We start from the raw sequence: 20,636 nt of genomic DNA, 5'->3' as shown, positions 1-20,636 counted from the left end.
TGTCACGCGCAAGCGCTCCAGAGGTGCCTGATCCACGAGGTCCTGGCGCCTGAGAGGTTCCGGGGAGTTTGCCCCTTCGGCGCCCCGCAACCGACAGGTGCGAGGACTCTCCCCCGCGGGGTGAGCAGCGGCCACAGGCTATCAGCGGCCACGCTGAGGGGACGGCGTCAGGCGAGCTTGGCGCGGCGGCGTGCCGAGAGCTCATCGCCGGGCAGCTCGGTGGGCGCCTCGTCGTCGCCGCCCATGCGCTCGCTCGGGATCTCGAGCAGCGAACCCTCGACCTCGCGCCACACGCGGCCCACGGCGATGCCGAAGACCCCCTGGCCTCCCTGGACCAGGTCGATGACCTCGTCCGCGGACGTGCACTCGTAGACGCTCGCGCCGTCGCTCATCAGGGTGATCTGGGCCAGGTCCTCGACCCCGCGCTCACGCAGGTGCTGGATCGCGACACGGATCTGCTGGAGGGAGACACCGGTGTCGAGCAGTCGCTTGACCACCTTGAGCACCAAGATGTCGCGGAAGCCGTAGAGCCGCTGGCTGCCGGAGCCGGCGGCGCCGCGCACCGACGGCTCGACGAGCCCGGTGCGGGCCCAGTAGTCCAGCTGGCGGTAGGTGATGCCGGCGGCGCTGCACGCGGCGGGACCGCGGTAACCGATGTCCTCGGACAGCTCGGGCAGGTCGTCGTCGAAGAGCACGCCCTGGGCGCGAACCGGGGTCTTGCCCTCGTCCGTCGTGGCGTCCACTGCGCCCTCCTGCTTCACCGTCGGCCCGGCCGAAGCGACCGGGAATGACACCGGTGTGCTCCCGGTGATGTCTTCGACGCTACGGCGACCTCCCCCGGGGGTCAAACATCTCGCCCGTGAGGAGGGCGCGTGTCGGTAACGATCAGGTCGCGGAGCTAGTCCTCGCCCGGCGCCTCGAAGTCCTCCGGGGACACCTCGTCGAGGAACTCCTTGAACTTCGCCACCTCGTCCTCCTCCTCGTCGGACGACTCGATGCCGACCTCGTCGAGGACCTCGTCGGTGGTCACCACCTCGGCGCCGGTGCGCAGCGCGAGGGCGATCGCGTCCGAGCTGCGCGAGGAGATCTCCGTGCCGTCGTCGAGGACGAGGGTGGCGTGGAAGACCCCCTCGAGCACGGCGTCGATGCGCACCGTCGTCAGCTGGCGGTCCAGTGCGTCGATGACGTTGACGAGCAGGTCGTGGGTCAGTGGCCTCGGCGGCTCGACCCCCTCCTGGGCGTAGGCGATCGACGTGGCCTCCGCGGCCCCGATCCAGATCGGCACGTGACGACCGCCGTCACGCTCCCGCAGGAGCACGATGGGCTGGGAGGTGGGCATCTCCACGCGGACACCGAGGACGTCGAGCGGCTTCACCCCCCAACCGTATCCCTCCGGGTCAGGTGCCGTCCTCGAGGCCACGTCGCACCAGCGCGACGTGGAGCTCGAGGCAGTCCTCGACGACCTGTCGCTGCACGCTCTCGTCGTCGAGCCCGGCGGCGTCGGCGCCGCGGCCACGCAGGGCCTGCTGACCCAGGACGTGCTCGGAGAGACCGAGCTCCCGCTCGGCGGCGCTCTTGAAGGGACGCAGGTGGCGCACGTCGATGCCCGCGTCGACGAGTGCCCCGCAGGCGCGAGCCACCTCGAGGTCGGCGGCGTCGAAGTGGTCGCGGGACTTGGGCAGCAGCCCGTAGGCGATCAGCTCACGGAAGGTGCCGGTGTCGATGTCGGCGGCGTGCTGCAGCTCGGTGGCCGTCAGCCGAAGGGGGCGGCCACGGTCACGTGGACCGAGCCGCCCACCCGCGGGCTGGTCGTGTGTCGGCGCCACGACCGCCCCGTCGTCGGCGACGTCGAGACCCCGGTCGAGGGCGTCGAGACGCTCCCTGATGACCTTGAGCGGCCAGAAGCGGTCCCGCTGGGCCGTGAGGACGTAACGCAACCGGTCGACGTCGTCGGCTGAGTACTTGCGGTAGCCCGACGCCGTGCGGGCCGGCGTCACCAGGCCCTCGCTCTCGAGGAAACGCACCTTGCTGATCGTGATGTCGGGGAAGTCGCCCTCGAGCCGAGCGATCAGGGCCCCGATCCCGATGCGGTCGTCAGGCAATGTCAGCTGGCGGAGCTGGCGTAGTAGACGAGGCGGAACTTGCCGATCTGGACCTCGTCGCCGGTGCGCAGCGCAGCCTGGTCGATGCGCTCCTTGTTGACGTAGGTGCCGTTGAGCGAGCCCACGTCGCGCACCCCGAAGCCCTGCCCGTCGCGGGAGAAGACCGCATGCTTGCGCGAGACGGTCACGTCGTCGAGGAAGATGTCGCTCTCCGGGCCACGACCGGTGGTCACCTCGGCGTCGTCGAGCAGGAATCGCGCCCCGGTGTTGGGACCACGCAGCACGATGAGCAGCGCCGTGCCGGGGTTGAGCGCGTCGACCGTCGCCTGCTCGTCGCGGGTGAGGTGGTAGTCCGAGTCCGGCAGGTCAGCCGGCAGGCTGCTCCCCACGCCGGTGAACTGCTGGGTCGCCGGGTCCTGTCGTGCGGGCTGGTTGTCGTTGTTGCCGCTCATCCAGCGCTCCCTCCTGTCGTGTCCGTGGTCAAGCCTACGTGACCGGCCCCACGTCGGGCCGGTCACGGTCGTGCGCGTGCGTCAGCCGATCTCGGCCTGGTAGGCGGCCGCGTCGAGCAGACCGGAGGTGTCGGCACCGTCGCCGAGCTGCAGCTCGTACATCCAGCCCTCGCCGTAGGGGTCGGAGTTGACCAGCTCGGGGGTGGCGTCGAGGGCGTCGTTGACCGCCGTGACCGTGCCCGGGAGGGGCGCGTAGAGGTCGCTCACCGACTTCGTCGACTCGACCTCGCCGCAGGAGCCGCCGGACTCGACGGTGTCACCGACCGCAGGGAGGCTGACGTAGACGACGTCGCCGAGCGCCTCCTGCGCGTAGTGGGTGATGCCGACGCGCACCGTGCCGTCACCCGTCTCGCGCACCCACTCGTGGTCGGTCGTGTACCGCAGGTCCTCGGGGTAGGTCACGTCGCTCATCTCTCTCCTCGTCGAGCCCGGGTCAGTTCGAGCCGTCGGTCGGCTCCGGGACGGGCTGAGCGTAACGAGGCGACGAATCCGTGTGCAATGCCTCGACGTTGATCGACTCGTACTCCCGGATCGTCAGCTCTCCGCCCTTGCTGCGCACCGACTCCGACACGCCACCGGGAATCTCCATCGCCGAGCTCATCGTCTGCGGGTCACCGATGACCGTGAAGGTGTAGGGGTTGTCGAGCGTCTTGCCGTCGGCGATGACCCCGTCGTCGCCGTCGCGGAACCAGGTGCTGGCCACGATGCGCACGTCGCCCACCTGCATCGCCTCGGCTCCGGCGTCGCGCAGCTCCTGCACGGCGTCGAGCAGTGCGGCCGCGTCGACCGCACCGTCGGCGTCCTCGATCGTCAGGGTGATGCCCGGGCCGGTGGCGCGCTCGGTGCCCGCGAGGATGCCGAGGGTGTCGGCCCGCTGCTGCGCCGCCGCGATGGCCTCGGGCGAGTTGCCCTCGCTCGAGGCCAGCCCGTCGCGGGTCGTCTCGAGCTCGTTGATCTCGTCGTCGAGCCGGGTGCCGTTCTGCGTCACGTCGTCGAGGATGCGCACCAGCTCGTCCTGCCGCAGGTCCTCGAGGCCCTGCGACTGCGTCTGCCGCACCTGGGTGGCAATCGCGAAGCCGAGCAGGCAGGCGAGCAGCAGCGCGAAGGCATTGGCCCGCGTGGCCCTCGGCCGGGCCATGAGGTAGACCCGCCGCCAGGCGCTCGTCGACGCCACGGTCTCGTCGCCCTCGGGCTCGGGCGTCTCGGGTGTGGTGCTCATGCCTTGAAGAGGTGTCGTCGGATCGAGGCCACGTTGGAGAAGATCCGCACGCCGAGCACGACGACGACACCCGTCGACAGCTGCGAACCGACGCCGAGCTGGTCGCCGAGGAAGACGATGAAGGCGGCGACGACGACGTTGGACAGGAAGCTGACGACGAAGACCTTGTCGTCGAAGATGCCGTCCAGCGTCGCCCGCACGGCGCCGAAGACGGCGTCGAGGGCGGCGATGACCGCGATCGGCAGGTAGGGCTGCAGCCAGATCGGGACGTCCGGCTGCAGGACCAGGCCGAGGACGATCCCGACCACGAGTCCGAGGGCGGGGATCACGAGGTCTCCTTCTCGAGTGGAACCACCTTGGGCGGGGTGCGTCCCTCGGGGACGACCGTCGCCTCACGGGTGCTGACGTTGACGGCGCTGGGCAGGTGGAGCTCGTCCTGCGTCGTCAGGGAGGTCTGGATGCCGTAGTTGGACTCGAGGCCGGTGAGGTAGGACCCGGCGACGCTCTCGGCGAAGCGCGTCTGCATCTGGCCGGAGTCGCCGATCGCCTCGATCGTGTAGGGCCTGGTGAGCGGCCGAAAGTTGACGAGGATCGCCTCGCCTGCGAAGCGGATCGCGGTCCTGGAGGTGAGCCGCTGGCCGTTGATGCTGATGGCCTCGGCCCCGGCGTCCCACAGACCGTTGGTGATCAGCTGCATGTCCTTGGACTGGACCCGGCCCTCGTTGCTCACGTTGGTCCGGGGGTCCCCGTCGGCGCTCGTGCCCCCACCCGGCGCGTCGTCGAGGGTGATGCGCAGGCCAGGGCCCTGGACCGCCACGAGTCCGCTGGCGACCCGGCGCGCGTCGAGCTCCGCCTGGCGGGTGCCGACGAGGTCGGGGTCCAGCCGTGCGGTCGCGGCGTCGACCTCGCGTTGCAGGGTCCGCGCTCGACGGTCGCTCTTGTCGACCTCGGCCTGCTTGTCCTCGATCTGCTGGATGAGCTGGGCCCGGGCCTCGGAGCGGGCCCCGTCACGATCGCGAAGGGCGGCGGTGCTGATGCCGATGACCAGCCCGATGAGCAGCAGCCAGACGAGCAGCAGCGGCCGGCGGGTGCCGGTCGACGCCGGCAGCCCCTCGGCGCGGCGCTTGTCCGCGGCCGCGGCGTAGCCCGGGTCCAGGGGACGCTCGAGCATCGAGATGAGCAGGGTCATCGAGGCATCGCGGCGACGCTCGGGGTGGGCGACCCCCGACGCGTCGGCGTAGTCGACCTCGTCCTCGCCGAGGTCCTCCTCGTCCATCCGCTCGGGAGCAGGGCGCCGGCGGCCGCCGTCTGGTGCGTCAGGTCGCACGTGCTGCTCCTCTCGTCCGACGCGCAGTGGTGACCTCGAGACCGTAGATGGCGATCGAGATCCAGTACAGCCACACACCCCACCACGCGAAGGCCCAGCCGAGTGGGAGGGCGAGGTCCGCCAGCGTGCCGCGCCCGTCGGCGAGCAGCAGGAGGGGGAAGGCGTACAGGAGGTTGAACGTCGCCGCCTTGCCCACGAAGTGGACCGGGATCTGCGCCCGCACCTGCCGACCGGCAACGAGCAGCAGCACGGCCAGCACGGCGTCCCGGGCGACCAGCAGCACGACGAGCCACCACGGGATCACGTCGCGCCAGGCGAGTGCGACCACCGTGGTGAAGATGTAGAGCCGGTCCGCGAGGGGGTCGAGCAGGGCACCGACGCGGGAGGTCATGCCGAGGGCTCGCGCGAGCTTGCCGTCGAGGTAGTCGGTGATGCCCGAGGCCATGAGCGTGATCAGCGCCAGCCCGTCGCGCCCGGTGAGGATGGCCCACAGGAAGAGCGGGACACCGAGCAGCCGCAGCACCGACAGCGCATTGGGCAGGGTGAGGACCTCGTCGACCCGCCAGGGGCCCTCTCGCTCCTCGACCGCACCCACGTCGCCAGCGTAGGCGCTGCGGTCGATGCCAGAGTGGACCCATGGACCGCCGCGTGCTCACCCTCGACGAAGCCACCTGCCGGCGCCGCACGAGCATCAAGTGGCGGCTGCACCCCGAGGACGTCCTGCCCCTGTGGGTCGCCGAGATGGATGTCCTGCCGGCGCCCGGCATCGCCGACGAGCTCGCCCGGATCACGCGCGACGGCGATCTGGGCTACCCGGTCAACGAGCCCTACCTCGAGGCACTCGCGGACTTCTACCGCGAGTCCGGCGCCGACGTGGACCCGGGCCGCATGCGCCCGGTGGCGGACGTCATGTCGGGCATGAAGGCGGCGCTCGCGGTGATGACCGACCCGGGCGACCCGGTCTACATCACGGTTCCGGTCTACCCGCCCTTCCACACGGTCGTCGCCGAGCTCGGCCGCCGTCTCGTCACCGTCCCCCTGACCGAGGAAGGTCGCCTCGACGCCGCGGCCCTCGAGGAGGCCTTCGCCCGGGACGGGCGCGGGGCCCTGATGCTCGCCAACCCGCACAACCCGACGGGCGTGGTCCCGACCGCCGACGAGCTGCGCACGGTTGCCGAGGTCGCCGACCGCCACGGCGTCCGGGTGGTCAGTGACGAGGTCCATGCTCCGCTGGTCCTGCCGGGCGCCTCCTTCACCCCCGCTCTGGCGGTCCCCGAGGCGCAGGGGTGGCTGTCAGTGATCTCGGCGGCGAAGGGGTGGAACCTCGCCGCGGTCAAGGCGGCCGGCATCGCTGCGGGCACGGCCGCCGACGGCCTCCTCGCGGCACTGCCGGAGGGTCTTGGCTACACGACGAGCCACCTCGCCGTCCGGCTGCACACCGTGGCCCTCGAGCAGGACCGCTCGTGGCTGGTCGACCTCGTCACCGACCTCGATGCAAACCGCACCCTGCTGGCCCAGCTGCTCGAGCGTCACCTGCCGTCGGTGCGCTGGCGGCCCGTCGAGGCGACCTACCTGGCCTGGCTCGACCTGCGCGAGCTGGACCTCGGGGACGACCCTGCGGTCCGGCTGCGGCAGGACGCCCGGGTGGCCCTGATGTCCGGACCCCCCTTCGGCGCCGGCGAGGGTCACGCGCGGCTGAACTTCGCGACGTCACCGCAGATCCTCGAGGAGGCCGTGCTGCGGATCGCGGCCAGCCTCCAGTGACCGAAGGGAGGGGCCCGGCCACGCTCCCTTCGCGAAGGTCACGAGGTGGCCCGGATCACGATTCGACGAATACCGTTGCAGCGCAACGGAATTCGAGGCCCGTGCCGAACCCTGATTTGATCTGTCAGCAGGTCACGTTAAGTTGAAACAGGTGACCGCTGACGACGAGACGACCCTCCCGACCGACCAGCAGTCCCCCTTCGTGCTGCGCCGACCGACCCTCGAGGACGGTGGCGCGATGTGGCGCGTGGCGCGGGACTCCCAGACGCTCGACCTCAACTCCTCCTATGCCTACCTGCTGTGGGCGCGGGACTTCGCCGCGACCAGCGTCGTGGCCGAGCGCGACGGCGCGGTCGTCGGCTTCGTCAGCGGATACGTCCGCCCCGACTCCCCCGGCACCCTGATGGTGTGGCAGGTGGCCGTCGACGCCGACCAGCGGGGCCACGGCCTCGCCGGGGCGGATGCTCGACCACCTGGCAGCCGAGGTCCCCGGCGTGACGATGCTCGAGACGACCATCACGGACGACAACGAGGCCTCGCGCGCGCTGTTCGCCCGCTTCGCCCGCACCCGTGACGCCCAGCACGAGGAGACCGACCTCTTCGTGAAGGCCCACTTCCCCGACGAAGGGCACGACCCGGAGGTGCTGCACCGCATCGGACCGTTCTGACCCGGCCCCACGACAGCTGAGCCCCAGTCCCCCTTCGACCAAAGGACCTGACATGACCAACCCCGCCACCGAGATCTTCACCCAGCGCGAGTCCGAGGTGCGCAGCTACTGCCGCAACTGGCCCGTCGTCTTCGACACCGCCAAGGGCGTGCACCAGACGACCGAGGACGGCGAGGTCTACACCGACTTCTTCTCCGGCGCCGGCGCGCTCAACTACGGGCACAACAACGACGTGCTCAAGGAAGCCCTCCTCTACTACGTCTCCCGCGACGGCGTGACGCACTCGATGGACATGCACACCAAGGCCAAGCGCGACTTCCTCGAGACCTTCACCGAGGTCATCCTCGAGCCGCGAGGCCTGACCCACAAGATCCAGTTCCCCGGGCCGACCGGCACCAATGCCGTCGAGACCGCGCTCAAGACCGCGCGCAAGGTCACCGGCCGCGAGGAGATCGTCTCCTTCACCAATGCCTTCCACGGCATGACGCTCGGCTCCCTCGCCGTCACGGGCAATGCCTTCAAGCGCGCCGGTGCCGGCACGCCGCTCTACCACGCGACCTCGGCCCCCTACGACGACTACATCGTCGGCGAGACCTCCGACTTCGCCTGGCTCAAGCGCATCTGGGCCGACAGCGGCTCGGGCCACAACCTGCCCGCCGCGGTCATCGTCGAGACGGTCCAGGGCGAGGGCGGCCTCAACGCCGCCCGCGGCGAGTGGCTCAAGGAGCTCGAGGCCCTGTGCAAGGAGCACGGCGTCCTGCTGATCATCGACGACGTGCAGGCCGGCTGCGGCCGCACCGGCACCTTCTTCTCCTTCGAGCCCTTCGGTCTCGACCCCGACATCATCACCCTCAGCAAGTCCATCTCCGGCTACGGTCTGCCGATGGCACTGACACTGATGAAGCCCGAGGTCGACGACTGGGAGCCCGGCGAGCACAACGGCACCTTCCGCGGGCACAACCCGGCCTTCGTCACCGCGACCAAGGCGCTGCGCACCTATTGGACCGACGACGCCCTGGAGCGCAACATCGCCGACCGCGCCGCCCAGCTGCGTGAGCGGCTCAAGGTCCTCGCCGGCCTCGCCGAGGGCAGCGAGGTCCGCGGCCGCGGTCTGCTGGCCGGCGTCGCCTTCGCCGACCACGAGGTCGCCGAGAAGATCGCCAAGGCCGCCTTCGCGCGCAAGCTCCTCGTCGAGACCTCGGGTCCCGACAGCGAGGCGGTCAAGGTCATGCCGCCCCTGACGATCACCGAGGAGGAGATGGCCGCCGGCCTCGACCAGCTCGAGGACGCCGCCCGCGAGGTCCTCGGGGCACCGGCTCGCACCGGCGCCTGATCCCCCTTCGCCCCACCGAACTGCACCACGAGACAAGGAGATCCGCATGAAGGTCCTCAACGTCAACGACCTCGACGGCACCGAGTACGACGTCACCCACGGCAACTGGCAGAGCCGCCGGATGGTGCTCGCCAAGGACAAGGTCGGCTTCAGCTTCCACATCACGATCCTCAAGGCCGGGACGTCCTCGGAGTTCTGGTACGCCAACCACGTCGAGGCCGTGTACGTCTACCAGGGCAAGGGCACGCTCCTCGACCGCGACACCGGCGAGGAGTACGTCCTCGAGCCCGGCGTGATGTACATGCTCGACGACGCGGACAAGCACACCGTGACCGTCGAGGAGGACATCCACTGCGCGTGCGTCTTCAACCCGCCGGTCACCGGTCGCGAGGTCCACGACGAAAACGGCGTGTACCCGGTCCTCACCGAGGACTGAGCACTCCCCCGGCCCAGGCCGACGAAGGGGGCGGACCCGGTGTGGTCCGCCCCCTTCGCGCTCTCCCGACGAGGACGGGATCAGTGGTGACGCAGGGCGTCGATGAGCTCAGCCTTGTCCATCGACGACCGCCCCTCGATCTCGAGCTCTCTGGCGCGCTCGCGCAGCTCGTCGACGCTCCAGTCGTCGTACGACCCGGACTCGCCACCGCGGCGCCCGACCTCTGAGCGTGAGCTGTTGGCCGCGGCGTTGGCGATCCTCGCCGCCTTCTCCTTGCTCGCTCCGTCGTCGCGCAACTCCTCGTAGAGCTCGTCGTCCTTGACGCTCGGGCCTGGTGTCCGCTCGGGCATGGTGTGCTCCTCTCATGGTCACGTCAGACAGTCCTACCCCCGCCCCCGAGTGACATGCACCGGGCGGCATGATCCACCTGCGGTGGGGTAGATGGGCAGCATGCACCACTCCACCGCCGGACCGCACGCCGACCCGACCCAGGGGGCGCGGTGACCGCTCAGCCAACGGCACCCAGCACGTCGAGCATCGCGGCGTTGAAGGCCGGCAGGTCGTCAGGCTTGCGGCTCGTCACGAGCGAGCCGTCGGTGACCACCTCCTGGTCCACCCACGTCCCGCCGGCATTGCGCACGTCGGTCTGCAGGCTCGGCCACGACGTGAGCGTGCGGTCGCGGACCGCGTCCGCCTCCACGAGCATCCAGATGGCGTGGCAGATCGCCGCGCCCGGCGCCCCAACTGGAACGACGTGCTGCAGGAGTTCCGGGTCCTGAAGACCGGGGTGCAGGTGCTTGGGCACCGGCTTCCTCGAGTTCCCGGCCGCCTACATGATGGGCGCCTGCGTCATCGGCATGATCGCGATGCTCTTCGTCAAGGAGACCGCCGGCGGTCGCTGAGCCACGACCGGAGCACGAAGGGAGGTGACCGCGGCGAGTCCGCCGATCACCTCTCTTCGTCGATCTCTAGACTCTCCCTGTGACCGGTCCTGAGTCGCGCTCCGCCGCGCAGCCCCGCCTCCTCGCGGAGGCGGCGCGCATGCGCGCGCACATGCGCACGGTGCGCCACCCCGGGACCAACGGCTGGATCAGCACCTGGGGCACCAATGCCCACGGGGAGATCGCCGGCTGCCCGCCGCCGAGCGGCTGACGTGCCACACGTCGCCACCAGCCCCCCTCCCCTCGCAAGACAGGTCGTCACGCATGTCCCAGACCCCCCGAACCACGAGCCGTCTGGCTCCCCACGAGCTGTGGCGCGGCGTGCACGCCACGGCGCAGAGCGACGCCGTCGGCGGAGCGCTCCTGCTCGGCGCGACCGTCGTCGCCCTCCTCCTGGCCAATACTCCCGCCGCTGATATCTACACCGCGGTCCGCGACTTCACCGTCGGCCCGCACGCCCTTCACCTCGACCTGACGATCGGCGAGTGGGCGGCCGACGGGTTGCTCGCGATCTTCTTCTTCGTCGTCGGCCTCGAGCTCAAGGAGGAGTTCGTCGCCGGCAAGCTGCGCGACCCGCGGCAAGCGGCGCTACCCATCGCCGCGGCCTTCGGCGGCGTCGCCGTGCCGGCCCTGGTCTTCGCCGGCATCGCCATCTCGTCCGACTCGGAGGGAGCGCTGCGCGGGTGGGCCATCCCGACCGCAACGGACATCGCCTTCGCCGTCGCGGTCCTGGCCGTCGTCGGGCGGTACCTGCCCCCAGCGCTGCGCGTCTTCCTGCTCACCCTCGCGATCGTCGACGACCTCATCGCCATCACGATCATCGCCGTGGTCTACACCGAGGGCCTGCAGTTGCACTGGCTCCTGCTCGCCCTCGTGCCCCTTGCGGCCTTCGCGGTCCTCGTCCAGCGCGGCGTCATCACCTGGTGGGTGCTCGCGCCGCTCGGCGTCCTGACCTGGGCGCTCGTCCATGCGTCGGGGATCCACGCCACCGTCGCCGGCGTGCTCTTGGGCTTCACCGTCCCCGTCGTGGCGACTCAGCGCGCCCGGGTGCAGAGCTCGACCGACGAGGACGGCACCCCCATCTACGACGGACTGACCGCCTACTTGGCCGACCAGTGGGGAGTCTTCACCACCCTCGTCGCCGTCCCGGTCTTCGCCTTCTTCTCGGCAGGCGTCACCGTCGGCGGGCTCGAGGGCTTCCGCACCGCCATGCAGGACCCGATCACCCTCGGCATCATCGCCGGCCTCTTCCTCGGCAAGCCGATCGGGATCACCGCCACGACCTTCCTGCTGAGTCGGCTGCCGGCCTTCCAGCTCGACGACTCGCTGCGCTGGCCGGACATCATCGGGATGGGCTTCGTCGCCGGCGTCGGCTTCACCGTCTCGCTCCTCGTCGGCGAGCTCGCCTACGGCGCCGCGAGCGTCGCCGACGAGCACGTCAAGATCGGCGTGCTCCTGGGCTCGCTCGTCTCGGCGCTCGCCGGGGGCGGCGTCCTCGCGATGCGCAGCCGGGCCGCCAAGGCCGCCGGGGCGCAGCCGGCCTGACCTGCTCGCTCTACCTCAGGCGGCCAGAGCCGTGAGCAGCTGGCTCTCGGCCGTCTCGAGGTAGGCGAGCAGCGACTCCTCCGCCTCGGCCCAGCGGCCGGCGTCGAGGAGCTCGACGAGCTCACGGTTGTGAGCGAGGTAGGGCTGGTGGAAGGTGCGGGGGTCGTCCATCGCCGCGAAGACCAGCCGCATCTGCGCGAGGACCTGTCGCATCGCGTCGTCGAGCCGGCGGATCCCCGCCAGCGCGGTGAGCTCGGCATGGAAGTGCATGTTGGCCGAGCCCAGCGCCCGCCAGTCGCCGTCGGCCGCGGCGCGCCCCCCTTCGTCCACGGCGGCACGGACGCCGGTCAGGTCGCCGCCCCGCTCGGCCAGGCGTCGGACGGCAGCGGTCTCGAGGACCCGGCGGAAGGCGTAGAGGTCACGCACGTCAGTGGCCCCCAGCGAGCGGACGAAGACGCCGCGGTTGAACTCGCGGACGACGAGTCCCTCGTGGCCGAGCAGGTGGAAGGCCTCGCGAAGGGTGTTGCGCGAGACGCCGAGCGCTCGCCCGATGCGCTCCTCCGACAACCGCACCCCCGGGCGCAGATCGCCCTCGATGATGCGGGTGCGCAGCGCATCGGCCACCTTGTCGGTCGCGCTCGCGCGCCCCATCTGCTCGCGCTGCGCCTCCAGCGCCGCGACCCAGTCGTCCGCCATCCCGCTCACCCCTTCGTCACCGGCCTGCCGCGACTCTAGCCGATAAGGGCTATTGCAGGATTGTTGAACAATCGCTAGTTTGGCGGATCGGGAGCACACTGAGGTGGTCCCGTGAGCGACAGGAGAACCCCGATGACGCAGGCTCCCAACCCCGACACCCAGGACGACGGATCGGTGATGCCGCCCTCCGGCACGGCCGCGACGGCCACGAAGGGGGCTCTCCTCGGGGCGATGTTCCTCATGGCCACCAGCGCGATCGGCCCGGGCTTCATCACCCAGACCACCGTCTTCACCGCGCAGCTCGGCGCGGCCTTCGCCTTCGCGATCGTCATCTCGATCATCGTCGACGTCGCCGTGCAGCTGAACGTCTGGCGCGTCGTCGGCATCTCCGGCCTGCGCGCCCAGGACCTTGCCAACAAGGTGATCCCCGGCTTCGGCTACGTGCTGGCCGGACTCGTCGTCTTCGGCGGGCTCGTCTTCAACATCGGCAACATCGGCGGCACCGGACTGGGCGCCAATGCGATGCTCGGCGTGGACGCCAAGATCGGCGGCGCCATCTCCGCGCTCGTCGCCATCGGCATCTTCGTCAGCAAGCGTGCCGGCGTGGCCATGGACCGGATCGTCGTCGTCCTGGGTGTGCTGATGATCGCGATGGTCGCCTACGCGGCCGTCGCGACCGAGCCGCCCTACGGCGAGGCGCTCAAGCAGACCGTGCTGCCCGACAAGGTCGAGTTCCTCATCATCACCACCCTCATCGGCGGCACGGTCGGCGGCTACATCACCTACGCCGGCGCCCACCGCATCGTCGACTCCGGCATCACCGGGCCCGAGCGCGTCGCCGAGATCAGCCGCGGCTCGATCACCGGCATCCTCGTCACGGGCGTCATGCGGGCGCTGCTCTTCCTCGCGATCCTCGGTGTCGTCGTCGGTGGGGTCAACCTCGTCGGCGTCGACAACCCGCCCGCTGTGGCCTTCGAGGCTGCGCTTGGCAAGGTCGGGCTGCACATCTTCGGCGTCATCCTCTGGGCCGCGAGCATCACGAGCGTCATCGGGGCGTCGTACACCTCGGTCAGCTTCCTGACGACCTTCAGCGAGTCGATCAAGCGGCACGCCCAGTGGGTCGTCATCGGCTTCATCGTCTTCTCCGCGGTCATCTACCTCTCCCTCGGGCAGACCCCGGCGACGCTGCTCGTCCTCGCCGGTGCACTCAACGGCCTCATCCTCCCCTTCGGCTTCGGCATCATCATCTGGGTGGCGCTCATGCGCCGCGACCTGCTCGGCGGCTACCGCTACCCCAAGGTCCTGGCCTACGTCGGCCTCGTCGTGTGGCTGCTGACGATCTACCTCGGCTACGAGTCCTTCAGCGGGATCGTCGACCTCTGGCAGCAGTGAGGCCCGGGACCGACCGCGACCTACGACGACAGGAGCAGATGATGCAGATCGACCTCAACGCCGACCTCGGCGAGAGCTTCGGCAGGTGGTCCCTCGGCGACGACGACGCGATGCTCGAGGTGGTGACGAGCGCCAACGTTGCCTGCGGGTTCCACGCCGGGGACCCCACGGTCCTGCGGCACAGCTGCGAGGGCGCGGCGGCGCGCGGGGTCGCCATCGGGGCCCAGGTCGGGTATCGCGACCTGGCCGGCTTCGGGCGCCGCTTCATCGACGTCGTGCCGGCCGAGCTCACCGACGACGTGCTCTACCAGATCGGGGCGCTCGAGGCCTTCGCCCGGGTCGCCGGGACGCGGGTGCGCTACGTCAAGCCGCACGGCGCGCTCTACAACGCGATCGTGCACCACGAGGAGCAGGCGGCCGCGGTCGTCGCCGCCGTCGTCCAGTACGACCGCAGCCTGCCCGTCCTCGGGCTGCCGGGCTCGGCGTGGTTGCGGCTCGCCGAGGAGGCCGGGCTGACGACCGTCGGCGAGGCCTTCGCGGACCGCGCCTACACGCCCGATGGCACACTCGTCTCCCGCCGCGAGCCCGGCGCCGTCCTGCACGACCCCGACGAGATCGCCCAGCGATGCGTGCGCATCGCGACCGAGGGAGAGGTCGTCGCGGTCGACGGCAGCGTCGTCCCGGCACCCGCCGGGTCGCTGTGCGTCCACGGCGACAGCCCCGGCGCGGTCGAGATCGCCCGACGCGTCCGGGCGGGGTTGGACGCGGCCGGGGTGGGCGTGACCCCCTTCGCCGGGGAGCCGACGTGAGGCTCATGCCGGCAGGTGACACGGCCCTGCTCGTCGAACTCGCTGATCTCGACGAGGTGCTCTCCTTGTATGCCCGACTCGACGAGGACCTTCCCGACGGGGTCGTCGACCTCGTCCCCGCCGCGACGACCCTCCTGCTGACCATCGACCCGCGGGTCACCGACGTCGAGGGGCTGGCGCGCCGGGTCTCGGGTATCACCGTCGGCAGCCACGAGCGGACGACGACGGGCGAGGTGGAGATCCCGGTCGTCTACGACGGTGCGGACCTCGCCGAGGTCGGTCGGATCACCGGGCTCGGTGAGCGCGGCGTCGTCGAGGCGCACACCGCGAGCACGTGGACCGTCGCCTTCTGCGGCTTCGCGCCCGGCTTCGGCTACATGGTCGGCGGCGACGAGCGACTGCACGTGCCGCGCCGCGACAACCCGCGCACGCGGGTGCCGGCGGGATCGGTGGCGATCGCCGGCGAGTTCGCCAGCGTCTACCCCCGCGAGTCCCCCGGCGGCTGGCAGCTCATCGGCCGCACCGCGCTCGAGGTCTGGGACATCGGCCGGGAGCCGCCCGCACTCCTCGTGCCCGGCACGACCGTGCGCTACGTCGAGGTGTCGTCGTGAGCACCGGGGCAGTGACCGGGACGCGAGCGCTCGAGGTGGTCGCCACCGGGCCCCAGGCGACGGTGCAGGACCTCGGCCGCGTGGGTCTGGCCGGACTCGGGGTCGGCCGCTCCGGTGCCGCCGACCCCGCCTCGCTGCGGCTCGCCAACAGGCTGCTGGGCAACCCCGAGGGCACCGCCGCACTCGAAGTCACCTTCGGTGGCCTCGAGGTGCGGGCCCGCGGAGGCATGTGGGTCGCGGTCACCGGCGCGACGACCCCCGCGACCGTCAACGGGCGGCCGGTGGGGCACGCCGCCGTGACCTGGCTGCCGGACGGTGCCTCCCTTCGCCTGGGGGCGGCGACGGCGGGGCTGCGCAGCTATGTGGCAGTCCGCGGCGGCATCGACGTCGACCCGGTCCTGCGCTCGCGGTCCACCGACACGCTCGCGGGCCTCGGGCCCGCGGTGCCCTCGCCCGGCACCCTGCTCCCGGTGGGGCGGGCTCCCTTCGCGGCACCGGTCGTCGGCGTGGCCCCCGTGGCCACGCCGACGACGGGCGAGGTCCGGCTGCGGGTCGTGCCGGGTCCGCGTGACGACTGGTTCGTCGCGAACGCCCTCGACACGCTGGTGGGCGGCGCCTACGAGGTGACCTCGGAGAGCGACCGGGTCGGCATGCGTCTGTCCGGCCCCCGCCTGGAGCGGGCCCGCGACGGCGAGCTCAAGAGCGAGGGCATGGTCCCGGGCGCCCTGCAGGTGCCCCCGTCGGGTCAGCCGACGCTCTTCCTCGCCGACCACCCCGTCACCGGCGGCTACCCCGTGATCGGGGTCGTCGTCGCGGCGGACATCGGGCGGGCGGCCCAGGCCCAGCCCGGCCAGCAACTGCGTTTCGAGATCGAAGGGAGTGTCCGCCGTGGCTGACCTCGTCCCGGCCACCCTGTCCCCCACCGAGGCCCGCGCGCGGTTTCGCGACGGGCTGTCGGTGCCGACGTCCGGGTGGAGTGCCGGCTGGACCCAGGCCAACCTCATCGCGGTGCCGCGTGAGCAGGCCTACGACGTGCTGCTCTTCGCCCAGCGCAACCCCAAGCCCTGCCCCGTCCTCGACGTCACCGAGCCGGGCGAGGTGGCCTGCGAGATCTTCGACGGCGACCTGCGCACCGACCTGCCGGGCTACCGCGTGTACGAGCACGGCGAGCTCGTCGACGAGGTGACCGACGTGCGCGACCTGTGGCGGCCGGACCTCGTGGCCTTCCTCATCGGCTGCAGCTTCACCTTCGAGGCGGCCCTGCTCGAGGCCGGCGCCCCCGTGCGGCACATCGAGACCGGCAGCAATGTGCCGATGTACCGCACCAACCGTCCGTGCCGCTCGGCCGGGTCGATCGGCGGCCCGCTCGTGGTGTCGATGCGGCCGATGCCCGCCGATCAGGTCGCCACGGCCGTGCGGGTGACCTCCCGCTACCCGGCGGTGCACGGCGCCCCGGTGCACATCGGCGACCCGGCCGCCCTGGGGATCCGTGACCTGGCGGCGCCCGACTTCGGTGACCCGGTGCCGGTGCACGAGGGCGAGGTCCCGGTCTTCTGGGCCTGCGGTGTGACCCCGCAGGCAGCGATCATGCAGTCTCGCCCGCCCTTCGCCATCGGGCACGCTCCCGGGATGATGGCGATCACCGACGCGCGCGACTCCGACTACCTCGTGCCCTGACACACCGGGGGTGCCGCGGAGACCGACGGTGCTCCGTACGGTGGGCCACCCGCGAAGCGGTCCCTCGGCCCACGCCCTACGCCGTTGCTCCGCACGACGATTCGCCCCGTCGCACGGAGCAACGGCATAGCCGACCGTCGGGGCACCCGCGCCGCCGACGCCGGCGTCACTCGTCGAACCAGAAGCCCCGGTCGCCGAACCAGCTGCCGTAGCCGCCCGCATCGCTCCCGCGCCCGGGGTGCCGCGCGCCGAGGTAGGAGCCGACGACCGCAGCACCGAGGTCGTCGAGCTCGGGCGCCACGACCCGGCCGTCCGCCCGCCGGGCGAGTGACTCGATGAAGCGCGCGAGACCGGGGTCCTCGCCCAGCCTGAAGAAGGTCGTCTGCGCCCCGAGCCGGCTCACCGCGTCGAGCTCGCGGACCGTCCTGGCGATCGTCAGGGGGTGCGGCGGGTAGTCGAAGAAGGTCTCCCCGTGCGGCTCGAGGTGCGCGGTGGGCTCGCCGTCGGTCACGACGAGCAGCACGGGCTGCGCGTTGGGGTGCTTGCGGAAGTGCCGGTGCGCCAGGAGCAGCCCGTGGTGGAGGTTGGTTCCCTTGTCCCAGAAGGCGTCGAGCGCGGTGAGCTCCTCGATCTCCATGACGCGCGCGTGCCGCCCGAAGGCGATCAGCTGCAAGTGGTCACCGCGGAAGCGGGTGCGGATCAGGGTGTGCAGCGCCAGCGCGGTCCGCTTCATCGGCACCCAGCGTCCGTCCATGGCCATCGAGAAGGAGGTGTCGACGAGCAGCGCGACGGCGGCCTGGGTGCGCGCCTCCGTCTCGGCCACCTCGATGTCATCGGTCGTGATGAGCCGACCACCGTCGGCGCCGGCACCCGCCCGGCGCAGCACGCCGTTGAGCACGGTGCGCGGGATGTCCCACGGCTCGGTGTCGCCGAAGGCCCAGGGCCGGGTCGCGCCCGAGCGCTCCCCCGCCGCGCCCGCCTGTCGCAGATCGCGCTGGCCCTGACGGCCGGACATGCGCTGCGCGATGTCACGGAGCAGGGCCTTGCCCAGCTGACGCATGGCCTTGGGCGTCAGCCGCAGGTGTCCCTCGGAGTCCCGGCGCAGCGCCCCGCTGCCGCGCAGGGCCTGCTCGAGCTCGCGGAGCGCACGGGCCTCGACAGCGGCGTCCTCACCGAGGAGCCGAGCGAGGGCGTCGAGGTCGATGTCGTCGAGCCGTGCTCCGCCGTAGGTCTGCGACACCTGCTCGGCCAGGGCATCGAGGCTCGCGATGTCCTGGAGCATCCCGGTCCCGTCGCCCAGGCCCAGCCCCTGGTCACCGCCGAAGCGCTCCGACCCGCTCCAGTCCTCTCCCGGACGCATGGCCTGCAGGTTGCCGTCGAGCCGCCCCAGTGCCTCCATCAGGTCGGGCGAGCCGAAGGCCTGCGCGGACAGCTCCATGAGCTCCTGGCGCTGCTCGGGCGTCATCGAGGCGAGCATCCGCTGGGCTGCGGCGGCTCGCTGGGCCATCGCGTCGACGAGCTCGTCGATGTCCTGAGGCCCTTCGGGGAAGAAGTCCCCGTGCTGGGCCATGAAGTCGTCGAAGTCCTGCGGCGTGTCCTCGCCGCGCTGGTGCTTCTCGAGCAGGGAGTTGAGATCGCGCAGCATCTCTCCGACAGCAACGCGGTCCTCGTCCGTGGCCCCCTCCAGCGCCTGCTTCATGCCGGCGAAGCGCTGGTCGAGCACCTCCCGACCGAGCAGGTCCTTGATCTGCTCGTAGTCGGCCCGCGCCTGCGAGGACTGCCACGGGTAGTCCTGCAGCTCGCTCACCGCCGCGGCCGTGGACGAAGGGAGCCCGTCGAGCCTCATCTCGGCGAAGGACCGGTCGGTCTCGTCCATCCGCACGTCACGGGCGAGCTGCTTGCGCTCCTCGAGCACCGCGCGGTCGAGCAGCTCGCGCACCTGCTGGAGGGTGCCGTCGAGGTTGTGCCGCTGCAGCATCTCCCGCCGCTGCTCGTGGATGCGTCGGGACAGCTCGTCGAGCCCGATCCGGTCGGACGTGCCCCGGCGCAGCAGCTCCTGCAGCGCCCGCTCGGGCGAGGAGCCACCCATGACCCGCTCGCCGATGTCGTCGAGCGCCTCGGCGATGTCGACGGGCGGGGCAAGCGGGTCACCCCCGGCGTAGCGACGAAATCGACTGCGGCTACTGGCCATACACGGTCTCGCCCCCAGCAGAGTCCTTGCCGACCTTGCGCGCCAGGTAGAGGCCCTCGAGCGCGAGCTCGGCGGCTGCGGCCTGCTCGCCGTCGCTCGTGGCCCCGAGCCGGTCGAAGAGCTCCTCGTAGACCTGCGCCTCCCCCAGCGCCGGCAGTGCGTCGAGGACGTCACGCGCCGTGACCTGCTCGCCGGTCGCGACCTCCGCGCCGTCCTCGATCGCGGCCACGAGCGGGCCGAGGTCGATGCCGCGCAGCAGGTGACGGACGGTGTCGGCCACGGCCGTGCGCAGCAGGTGGGTGAGCACCTCCTGCTCGCGGCCCTCCTCGCCGCTCTCGAACTCGATCTTGCCGCCGAGGACCTCGACCGCGGTCTCGAGGTCGACGATGCGGGCGACGGCCTCCCCTTCGTCCTGACGTGCCGCGCGGTGCAAGGCCGACGCGGCGATGGTCTCGGCCCCGGCGATGGTGAAGCGGGCGCTCACGCCGCTGCGCTGGTCCACGGACGAGGAGGCCCGTAGGTTGCGGGTGAACCGGGCGAGGATCTCGAGCAGGTGGTCGGGGACCTCGGCGACGAGGTGCGCCTCCTGCCGGGTGACGGCGACCTCGGCCTCGAGCTCCTGCGGGTAGTGCGTGCGGATCTCGGCGCCGAAGCGGTCCTTGAGCGGCGTGATGATCCGCCCGCGGTTGGTGTAGTCCTCGGGGTTGGCGCTCGCGAGGACGAGCACGTCCAGCGGCAGGCGCAGGACGTAGCCGCGGATCTGGATGTCGCGCTCCTCCATGACGTTGAGCATCGCCACCTGGATCCGCTCCGCGAGGTCGGGCAGCTCGTTGATCGCGACGATGCCGCGGTGGCTGCGCGGGATGAGCCCGAAGTGGATCGTCTCGGGGTCGCCGAGCGAGCGTCCCTCGGCGACCTTCATCGGGTCGACGTCGCCGATGAGGTCGGCGACGGAGGTGTCGGGGGTGGCGAGCTTTTCGACATAGCGCTCGTCGCGGTGCATCCAGGTCACGGGCAGGTCGTCGCCGAGCTCCTGGGCCCGGCGCCGCGAGGCGTGCGTGATGGGCTCGTAGGGGTGCTCGGCGAGCTCCGAGCCCTCGATGACCGGGGTCCACTCGTCGAGCAGCCCGGCGATGGTGCGCAGCAGGCGGGTCTTGCCCTGACCGCGCTCGCCGAGCAGGACGATGTCGTGCCCGGCGAGCAGTGCCCGCTCGACCTGCGGGATCACCGTGTCCTCGTAGCCGTGCAGGCCCGGCCAGGGGTCCTCACCGGCACGCAGGCGGGCCAGGAGGTTGTCGCGGATCTCGACCCGCAGCGGCTTGGCCTCGTGGCCGGCGGCGCGCAGTTCGGCGACGGTCGAGATGGTGGGGGCGGCAGTCGTGGTGCTCACCCTCCGCAGGCTAGCCCCCTTCG

At 71.3% G+C, this 20,636-nt stretch carries 25 protein-coding genes and 1 riboswitch; of the genes, 11 read left to right on the top strand and 14 right to left on the bottom strand.

The genetic code is table 11. The features are described 5' to 3' along the window. Nucleotides 1-27 precede the first annotated feature (27 nt). A riboswitch (glycine riboswitch) is annotated at nt 28-124 on the bottom strand. 43 nt (nt 125-167) lie between these two features. The 9 genes from H7A72_RS07695 to H7A72_RS07655 all read right to left on the bottom strand — a co-directional run bounded on the left by H7A72_RS07695 (nt 168) and on the right by H7A72_RS07655 (nt 5,755). Beyond that, complete coding sequence (locus tag H7A72_RS07695) at nt 168-743, bottom strand: MerR family transcriptional regulator (RefSeq protein WP_094078824.1); 576 nt, start codon at nt 741-743, stop codon at nt 168-170. Between the two features lie 155 nt (nt 744-898). Further along, the gene (locus tag H7A72_RS07690) at nt 899-1,375 is read right to left on the bottom strand and encodes a bifunctional nuclease family protein (protein WP_185222170.1); all 477 of its coding nucleotides are present in this window, start codon (nt 1,373-1,375) and stop codon (nt 899-901) included. Between the two features lie 22 nt (nt 1,376-1,397). After that, nucleotides 1,398-2,102: a MerR family transcriptional regulator gene (locus tag H7A72_RS07685; protein WP_223277850.1), complete on the bottom strand. Its 705-nt coding sequence runs from the start codon at nt 2,100-2,102 to the stop codon at nt 1,398-1,400. A 2-nt stretch (nt 2,103-2,104) separates the two neighbouring features. Then, a complete protein-coding gene (locus H7A72_RS07680; RefSeq protein ID WP_185222169.1) occupies nt 2,105-2,554 on the bottom strand; it encodes an FHA domain-containing protein in 450 nt (149 codons plus the stop codon). An 81-nt stretch (nt 2,555-2,635) separates the two neighbouring features. Continuing rightward, entirely contained in the window at nt 2,636-3,025 is a 390-nt protein-coding gene (gene gcvH, locus H7A72_RS07675; protein ID WP_084451883.1) for a glycine cleavage system protein GcvH, read from the bottom strand. 22 nt (nt 3,026-3,047) lie between these two features. Continuing rightward, nucleotides 3,048-3,833: a DUF881 domain-containing protein gene (locus tag H7A72_RS07670; RefSeq protein ID WP_185222168.1), complete on the bottom strand. Its 786-nt coding sequence runs from the start codon at nt 3,831-3,833 to the stop codon at nt 3,048-3,050. Further along, complete coding sequence (locus H7A72_RS07665) at nt 3,830-4,162, bottom strand: small basic family protein (RefSeq protein WP_072624550.1); 333 nt, start codon at nt 4,160-4,162, stop codon at nt 3,830-3,832. The genes H7A72_RS07670 and H7A72_RS07665 overlap by 4 nt, the downstream gene beginning before the upstream one ends. Beyond that, nucleotides 4,159-5,160 (bottom strand): DUF881 domain-containing protein, encoded by a 1,002-nt coding sequence (locus H7A72_RS07660; RefSeq protein WP_185222167.1) that lies wholly within the window; start codon nt 5,158-5,160, stop codon nt 4,159-4,161. Before H7A72_RS07660 ends, H7A72_RS07665 begins: the two co-directional genes overlap by 4 nt. Beyond that, nucleotides 5,150-5,755, bottom strand: a complete 606-nt coding sequence (locus H7A72_RS07655) for a CDP-alcohol phosphatidyltransferase family protein (protein ID WP_084451878.1) — start codon at nt 5,753-5,755, stop codon at nt 5,150-5,152. Before H7A72_RS07655 ends, H7A72_RS07660 begins: the two co-directional genes overlap by 11 nt. 41 nt (nt 5,756-5,796) lie before the next feature. Here H7A72_RS07655 and H7A72_RS07650 point away from each other — a divergent pair, with 41 nt between their 5' ends. The 4 genes from H7A72_RS07650 to H7A72_RS07635 all read left to right on the top strand — a co-directional run bounded on the left by H7A72_RS07650 (nt 5,797) and on the right by H7A72_RS07635 (nt 9,361). Then, a complete protein-coding gene (locus tag H7A72_RS07650; protein WP_084451876.1) occupies nt 5,797-6,924 on the top strand; it encodes a MalY/PatB family protein in 1,128 nt (375 codons plus the stop codon). Between the two features lie 151 nt (nt 6,925-7,075). Further along, entirely contained in the window at nt 7,076-7,498 is a 423-nt protein-coding gene (locus H7A72_RS07645; RefSeq protein WP_223277849.1) for a GNAT family N-acetyltransferase, read from the top strand. Nucleotides 7,499-7,644: 146 nt separating this feature from the next. Continuing rightward, entirely contained in the window at nt 7,645-8,925 is a 1,281-nt protein-coding gene (gene ectB / locus H7A72_RS07640; protein WP_185222166.1) for a diaminobutyrate--2-oxoglutarate transaminase, read from the top strand. Between the two features lie 46 nt (nt 8,926-8,971). Further along, nucleotides 8,972-9,361 carry an ectoine synthase gene (locus H7A72_RS07635; protein ID WP_072624544.1) on the top strand — a complete coding sequence of 130 codons (390 nt, stop codon included), beginning with the start codon at nt 8,972-8,974 and terminating at the stop codon, nt 9,359-9,361. An 80-nt stretch (nt 9,362-9,441) separates the two neighbouring features. Here H7A72_RS07635 and H7A72_RS07630 read toward each other — a convergent pair whose 3' ends face one another. Beyond that, complete coding sequence (locus H7A72_RS07630) at nt 9,442-9,711, bottom strand: Rho termination factor N-terminal domain-containing protein (RefSeq protein WP_072624543.1); 270 nt, start codon at nt 9,709-9,711, stop codon at nt 9,442-9,444. Between the two features lie 158 nt (nt 9,712-9,869). Then, nucleotides 9,870-10,166 carry a DJ-1/PfpI family protein gene (locus tag H7A72_RS07625; protein ID WP_185222165.1) on the bottom strand — a complete coding sequence of 99 codons (297 nt, stop codon included), beginning with the start codon at nt 10,164-10,166 and terminating at the stop codon, nt 9,870-9,872. Between the two features lie 176 nt (nt 10,167-10,342). Between H7A72_RS07625 and H7A72_RS07620 the strand changes: the two genes are divergently transcribed. Next, nucleotides 10,343-10,513: a hypothetical protein gene (locus tag H7A72_RS07620; protein ID WP_164513578.1), complete on the top strand. Its 171-nt coding sequence runs from the start codon at nt 10,343-10,345 to the stop codon at nt 10,511-10,513. Between the two features lie 53 nt (nt 10,514-10,566). Beyond that, nucleotides 10,567-11,847: a Na+/H+ antiporter NhaA gene (nhaA, locus tag H7A72_RS07615; protein ID WP_223277848.1), complete on the top strand. Its 1,281-nt coding sequence runs from the start codon at nt 10,567-10,569 to the stop codon at nt 11,845-11,847. A gap of 15 nt (nt 11,848-11,862) precedes the next feature. Here nhaA and H7A72_RS07610 read toward each other — a convergent pair whose 3' ends face one another. Further along, complete coding sequence (locus tag H7A72_RS07610) at nt 11,863-12,543, bottom strand: GntR family transcriptional regulator (protein ID WP_072624540.1); 681 nt, start codon at nt 12,541-12,543, stop codon at nt 11,863-11,865. A gap of 132 nt (nt 12,544-12,675) precedes the next feature. Here H7A72_RS07610 and H7A72_RS07605 point away from each other — a divergent pair, with 132 nt between their 5' ends. Genes H7A72_RS07605 through H7A72_RS07585 form a run of 5 tightly spaced genes read left to right on the top strand, consistent with a single transcriptional unit; the run spans nt 12,676 to nt 17,032 of the window. Next, nucleotides 12,676-13,935, top strand: a complete 1,260-nt coding sequence (locus H7A72_RS07605; RefSeq protein ID WP_370543574.1) for an NRAMP family divalent metal transporter — start codon at nt 12,676-12,678, stop codon at nt 13,933-13,935. Between the two features lie 38 nt (nt 13,936-13,973). Continuing rightward, complete coding sequence (locus H7A72_RS07600) at nt 13,974-14,744, top strand: LamB/YcsF family protein (protein ID WP_223277898.1); 771 nt, start codon at nt 13,974-13,976, stop codon at nt 14,742-14,744. 5 nt (nt 14,745-14,749) lie between these two features. Next, a complete protein-coding gene (locus tag H7A72_RS07595; RefSeq protein ID WP_223277897.1) occupies nt 14,750-15,355 on the top strand; it encodes an allophanate hydrolase subunit 1 in 606 nt (201 codons plus the stop codon). Continuing rightward, on the top strand, nt 15,352-16,251 hold the full coding sequence (locus H7A72_RS07590) for a biotin-dependent carboxyltransferase family protein (RefSeq protein ID WP_223277844.1): 900 nt from the start codon (nt 15,352-15,354) through the stop codon (nt 16,249-16,251). Before H7A72_RS07595 ends, H7A72_RS07590 begins: the two co-directional genes overlap by 4 nt. Beyond that, nucleotides 16,244-17,032, top strand: coding sequence for a putative hydro-lyase (locus tag H7A72_RS07585; RefSeq protein ID WP_223277842.1), 789 nt, complete (start codon nt 16,244-16,246; stop codon nt 17,030-17,032). Before H7A72_RS07590 ends, H7A72_RS07585 begins: the two co-directional genes overlap by 8 nt. A gap of 166 nt (nt 17,033-17,198) precedes the next feature. On the opposite strand, the gene H7A72_RS07580 is transcribed toward H7A72_RS07585, so the two are convergent. After that, complete coding sequence (locus H7A72_RS07580; protein ID WP_185222162.1) at nt 17,199-19,223, bottom strand: VWA domain-containing protein; 2,025 nt, start codon at nt 19,221-19,223, stop codon at nt 17,199-17,201. Further along, nucleotides 19,213-20,613, bottom strand: a complete 1,401-nt coding sequence (locus H7A72_RS07575) for an AAA family ATPase (protein WP_185222161.1) — start codon at nt 20,611-20,613, stop codon at nt 19,213-19,215. Before H7A72_RS07575 ends, H7A72_RS07580 begins: the two co-directional genes overlap by 11 nt. Nucleotides 20,614-20,636: the final 23 nt, after the last annotated feature.

It is taken from the genome of Janibacter sp. YB324, from assembly GCF_014217915.1.
GTDB lineage: Bacteria > Actinomycetota > Actinomycetes > Actinomycetales > Dermatophilaceae > Janibacter > Janibacter indicus.
Note: the sequence above shows the minus strand (reverse complement) of the source record. Positions and strands in the feature narration are given on the sequence as shown.

Bases quoted from the DNA above. Each gene is read 5' to 3' on its own strand.
- H7A72_RS07680 (WP_185222169.1), bottom strand. From the start codon at position 2,554: ATGAGCGGCAACAACGACAACCAGCCCGCACGACAGGACCCGGCGACC.
- H7A72_RS07650 (WP_084451876.1), top strand. From the start codon at position 5,797: ATGGACCGCCGCGTGCTCACCCTCGACGAAGCCACCTGCCGGCGCCGC.
- H7A72_RS07610 (WP_072624540.1), bottom strand. From the start codon at position 12,543: ATGGCGGACGACTGGGTCGCGGCGCTGGAGGCGCAGCGCGAGCAGATG.
- H7A72_RS07605 (WP_370543574.1), top strand. From the start codon at position 12,676: ATGACGCAGGCTCCCAACCCCGACACCCAGGACGACGGATCGGTGATG.
- H7A72_RS07580 (WP_185222162.1), bottom strand. From the start codon at position 19,223: ATGGCCAGTAGCCGCAGTCGATTTCGTCGCTACGCCGGGGGTGACCCG.
- H7A72_RS07630 (WP_072624543.1), bottom strand. From the start codon at position 9,711: ATGCCCGAGCGGACACCAGGCCCGAGCGTCAAGGACGACGAGCTCTAC.
- H7A72_RS07600 (WP_223277898.1), top strand. From the start codon at position 13,974: ATGATGCAGATCGACCTCAACGCCGACCTCGGCGAGAGCTTCGGCAGG.
- H7A72_RS07595 (WP_223277897.1), top strand. From the start codon at position 14,750: ATGCCGGCAGGTGACACGGCCCTGCTCGTCGAACTCGCTGATCTCGAC.
- nhaA (WP_223277848.1), top strand. From the start codon at position 10,567: ATGTCCCAGACCCCCCGAACCACGAGCCGTCTGGCTCCCCACGAGCTG.
- gcvH (WP_084451883.1), bottom strand. From the start codon at position 3,025: ATGAGCGACGTGACCTACCCCGAGGACCTGCGGTACACGACCGACCAC.
- H7A72_RS07670 (WP_185222168.1), bottom strand. From the start codon at position 3,833: ATGAGCACCACACCCGAGACGCCCGAGCCCGAGGGCGACGAGACCGTG.
- ectB (WP_185222166.1), top strand. From the start codon at position 7,645: ATGACCAACCCCGCCACCGAGATCTTCACCCAGCGCGAGTCCGAGGTG.
- H7A72_RS07635 (WP_072624544.1), top strand. From the start codon at position 8,972: ATGAAGGTCCTCAACGTCAACGACCTCGACGGCACCGAGTACGACGTC.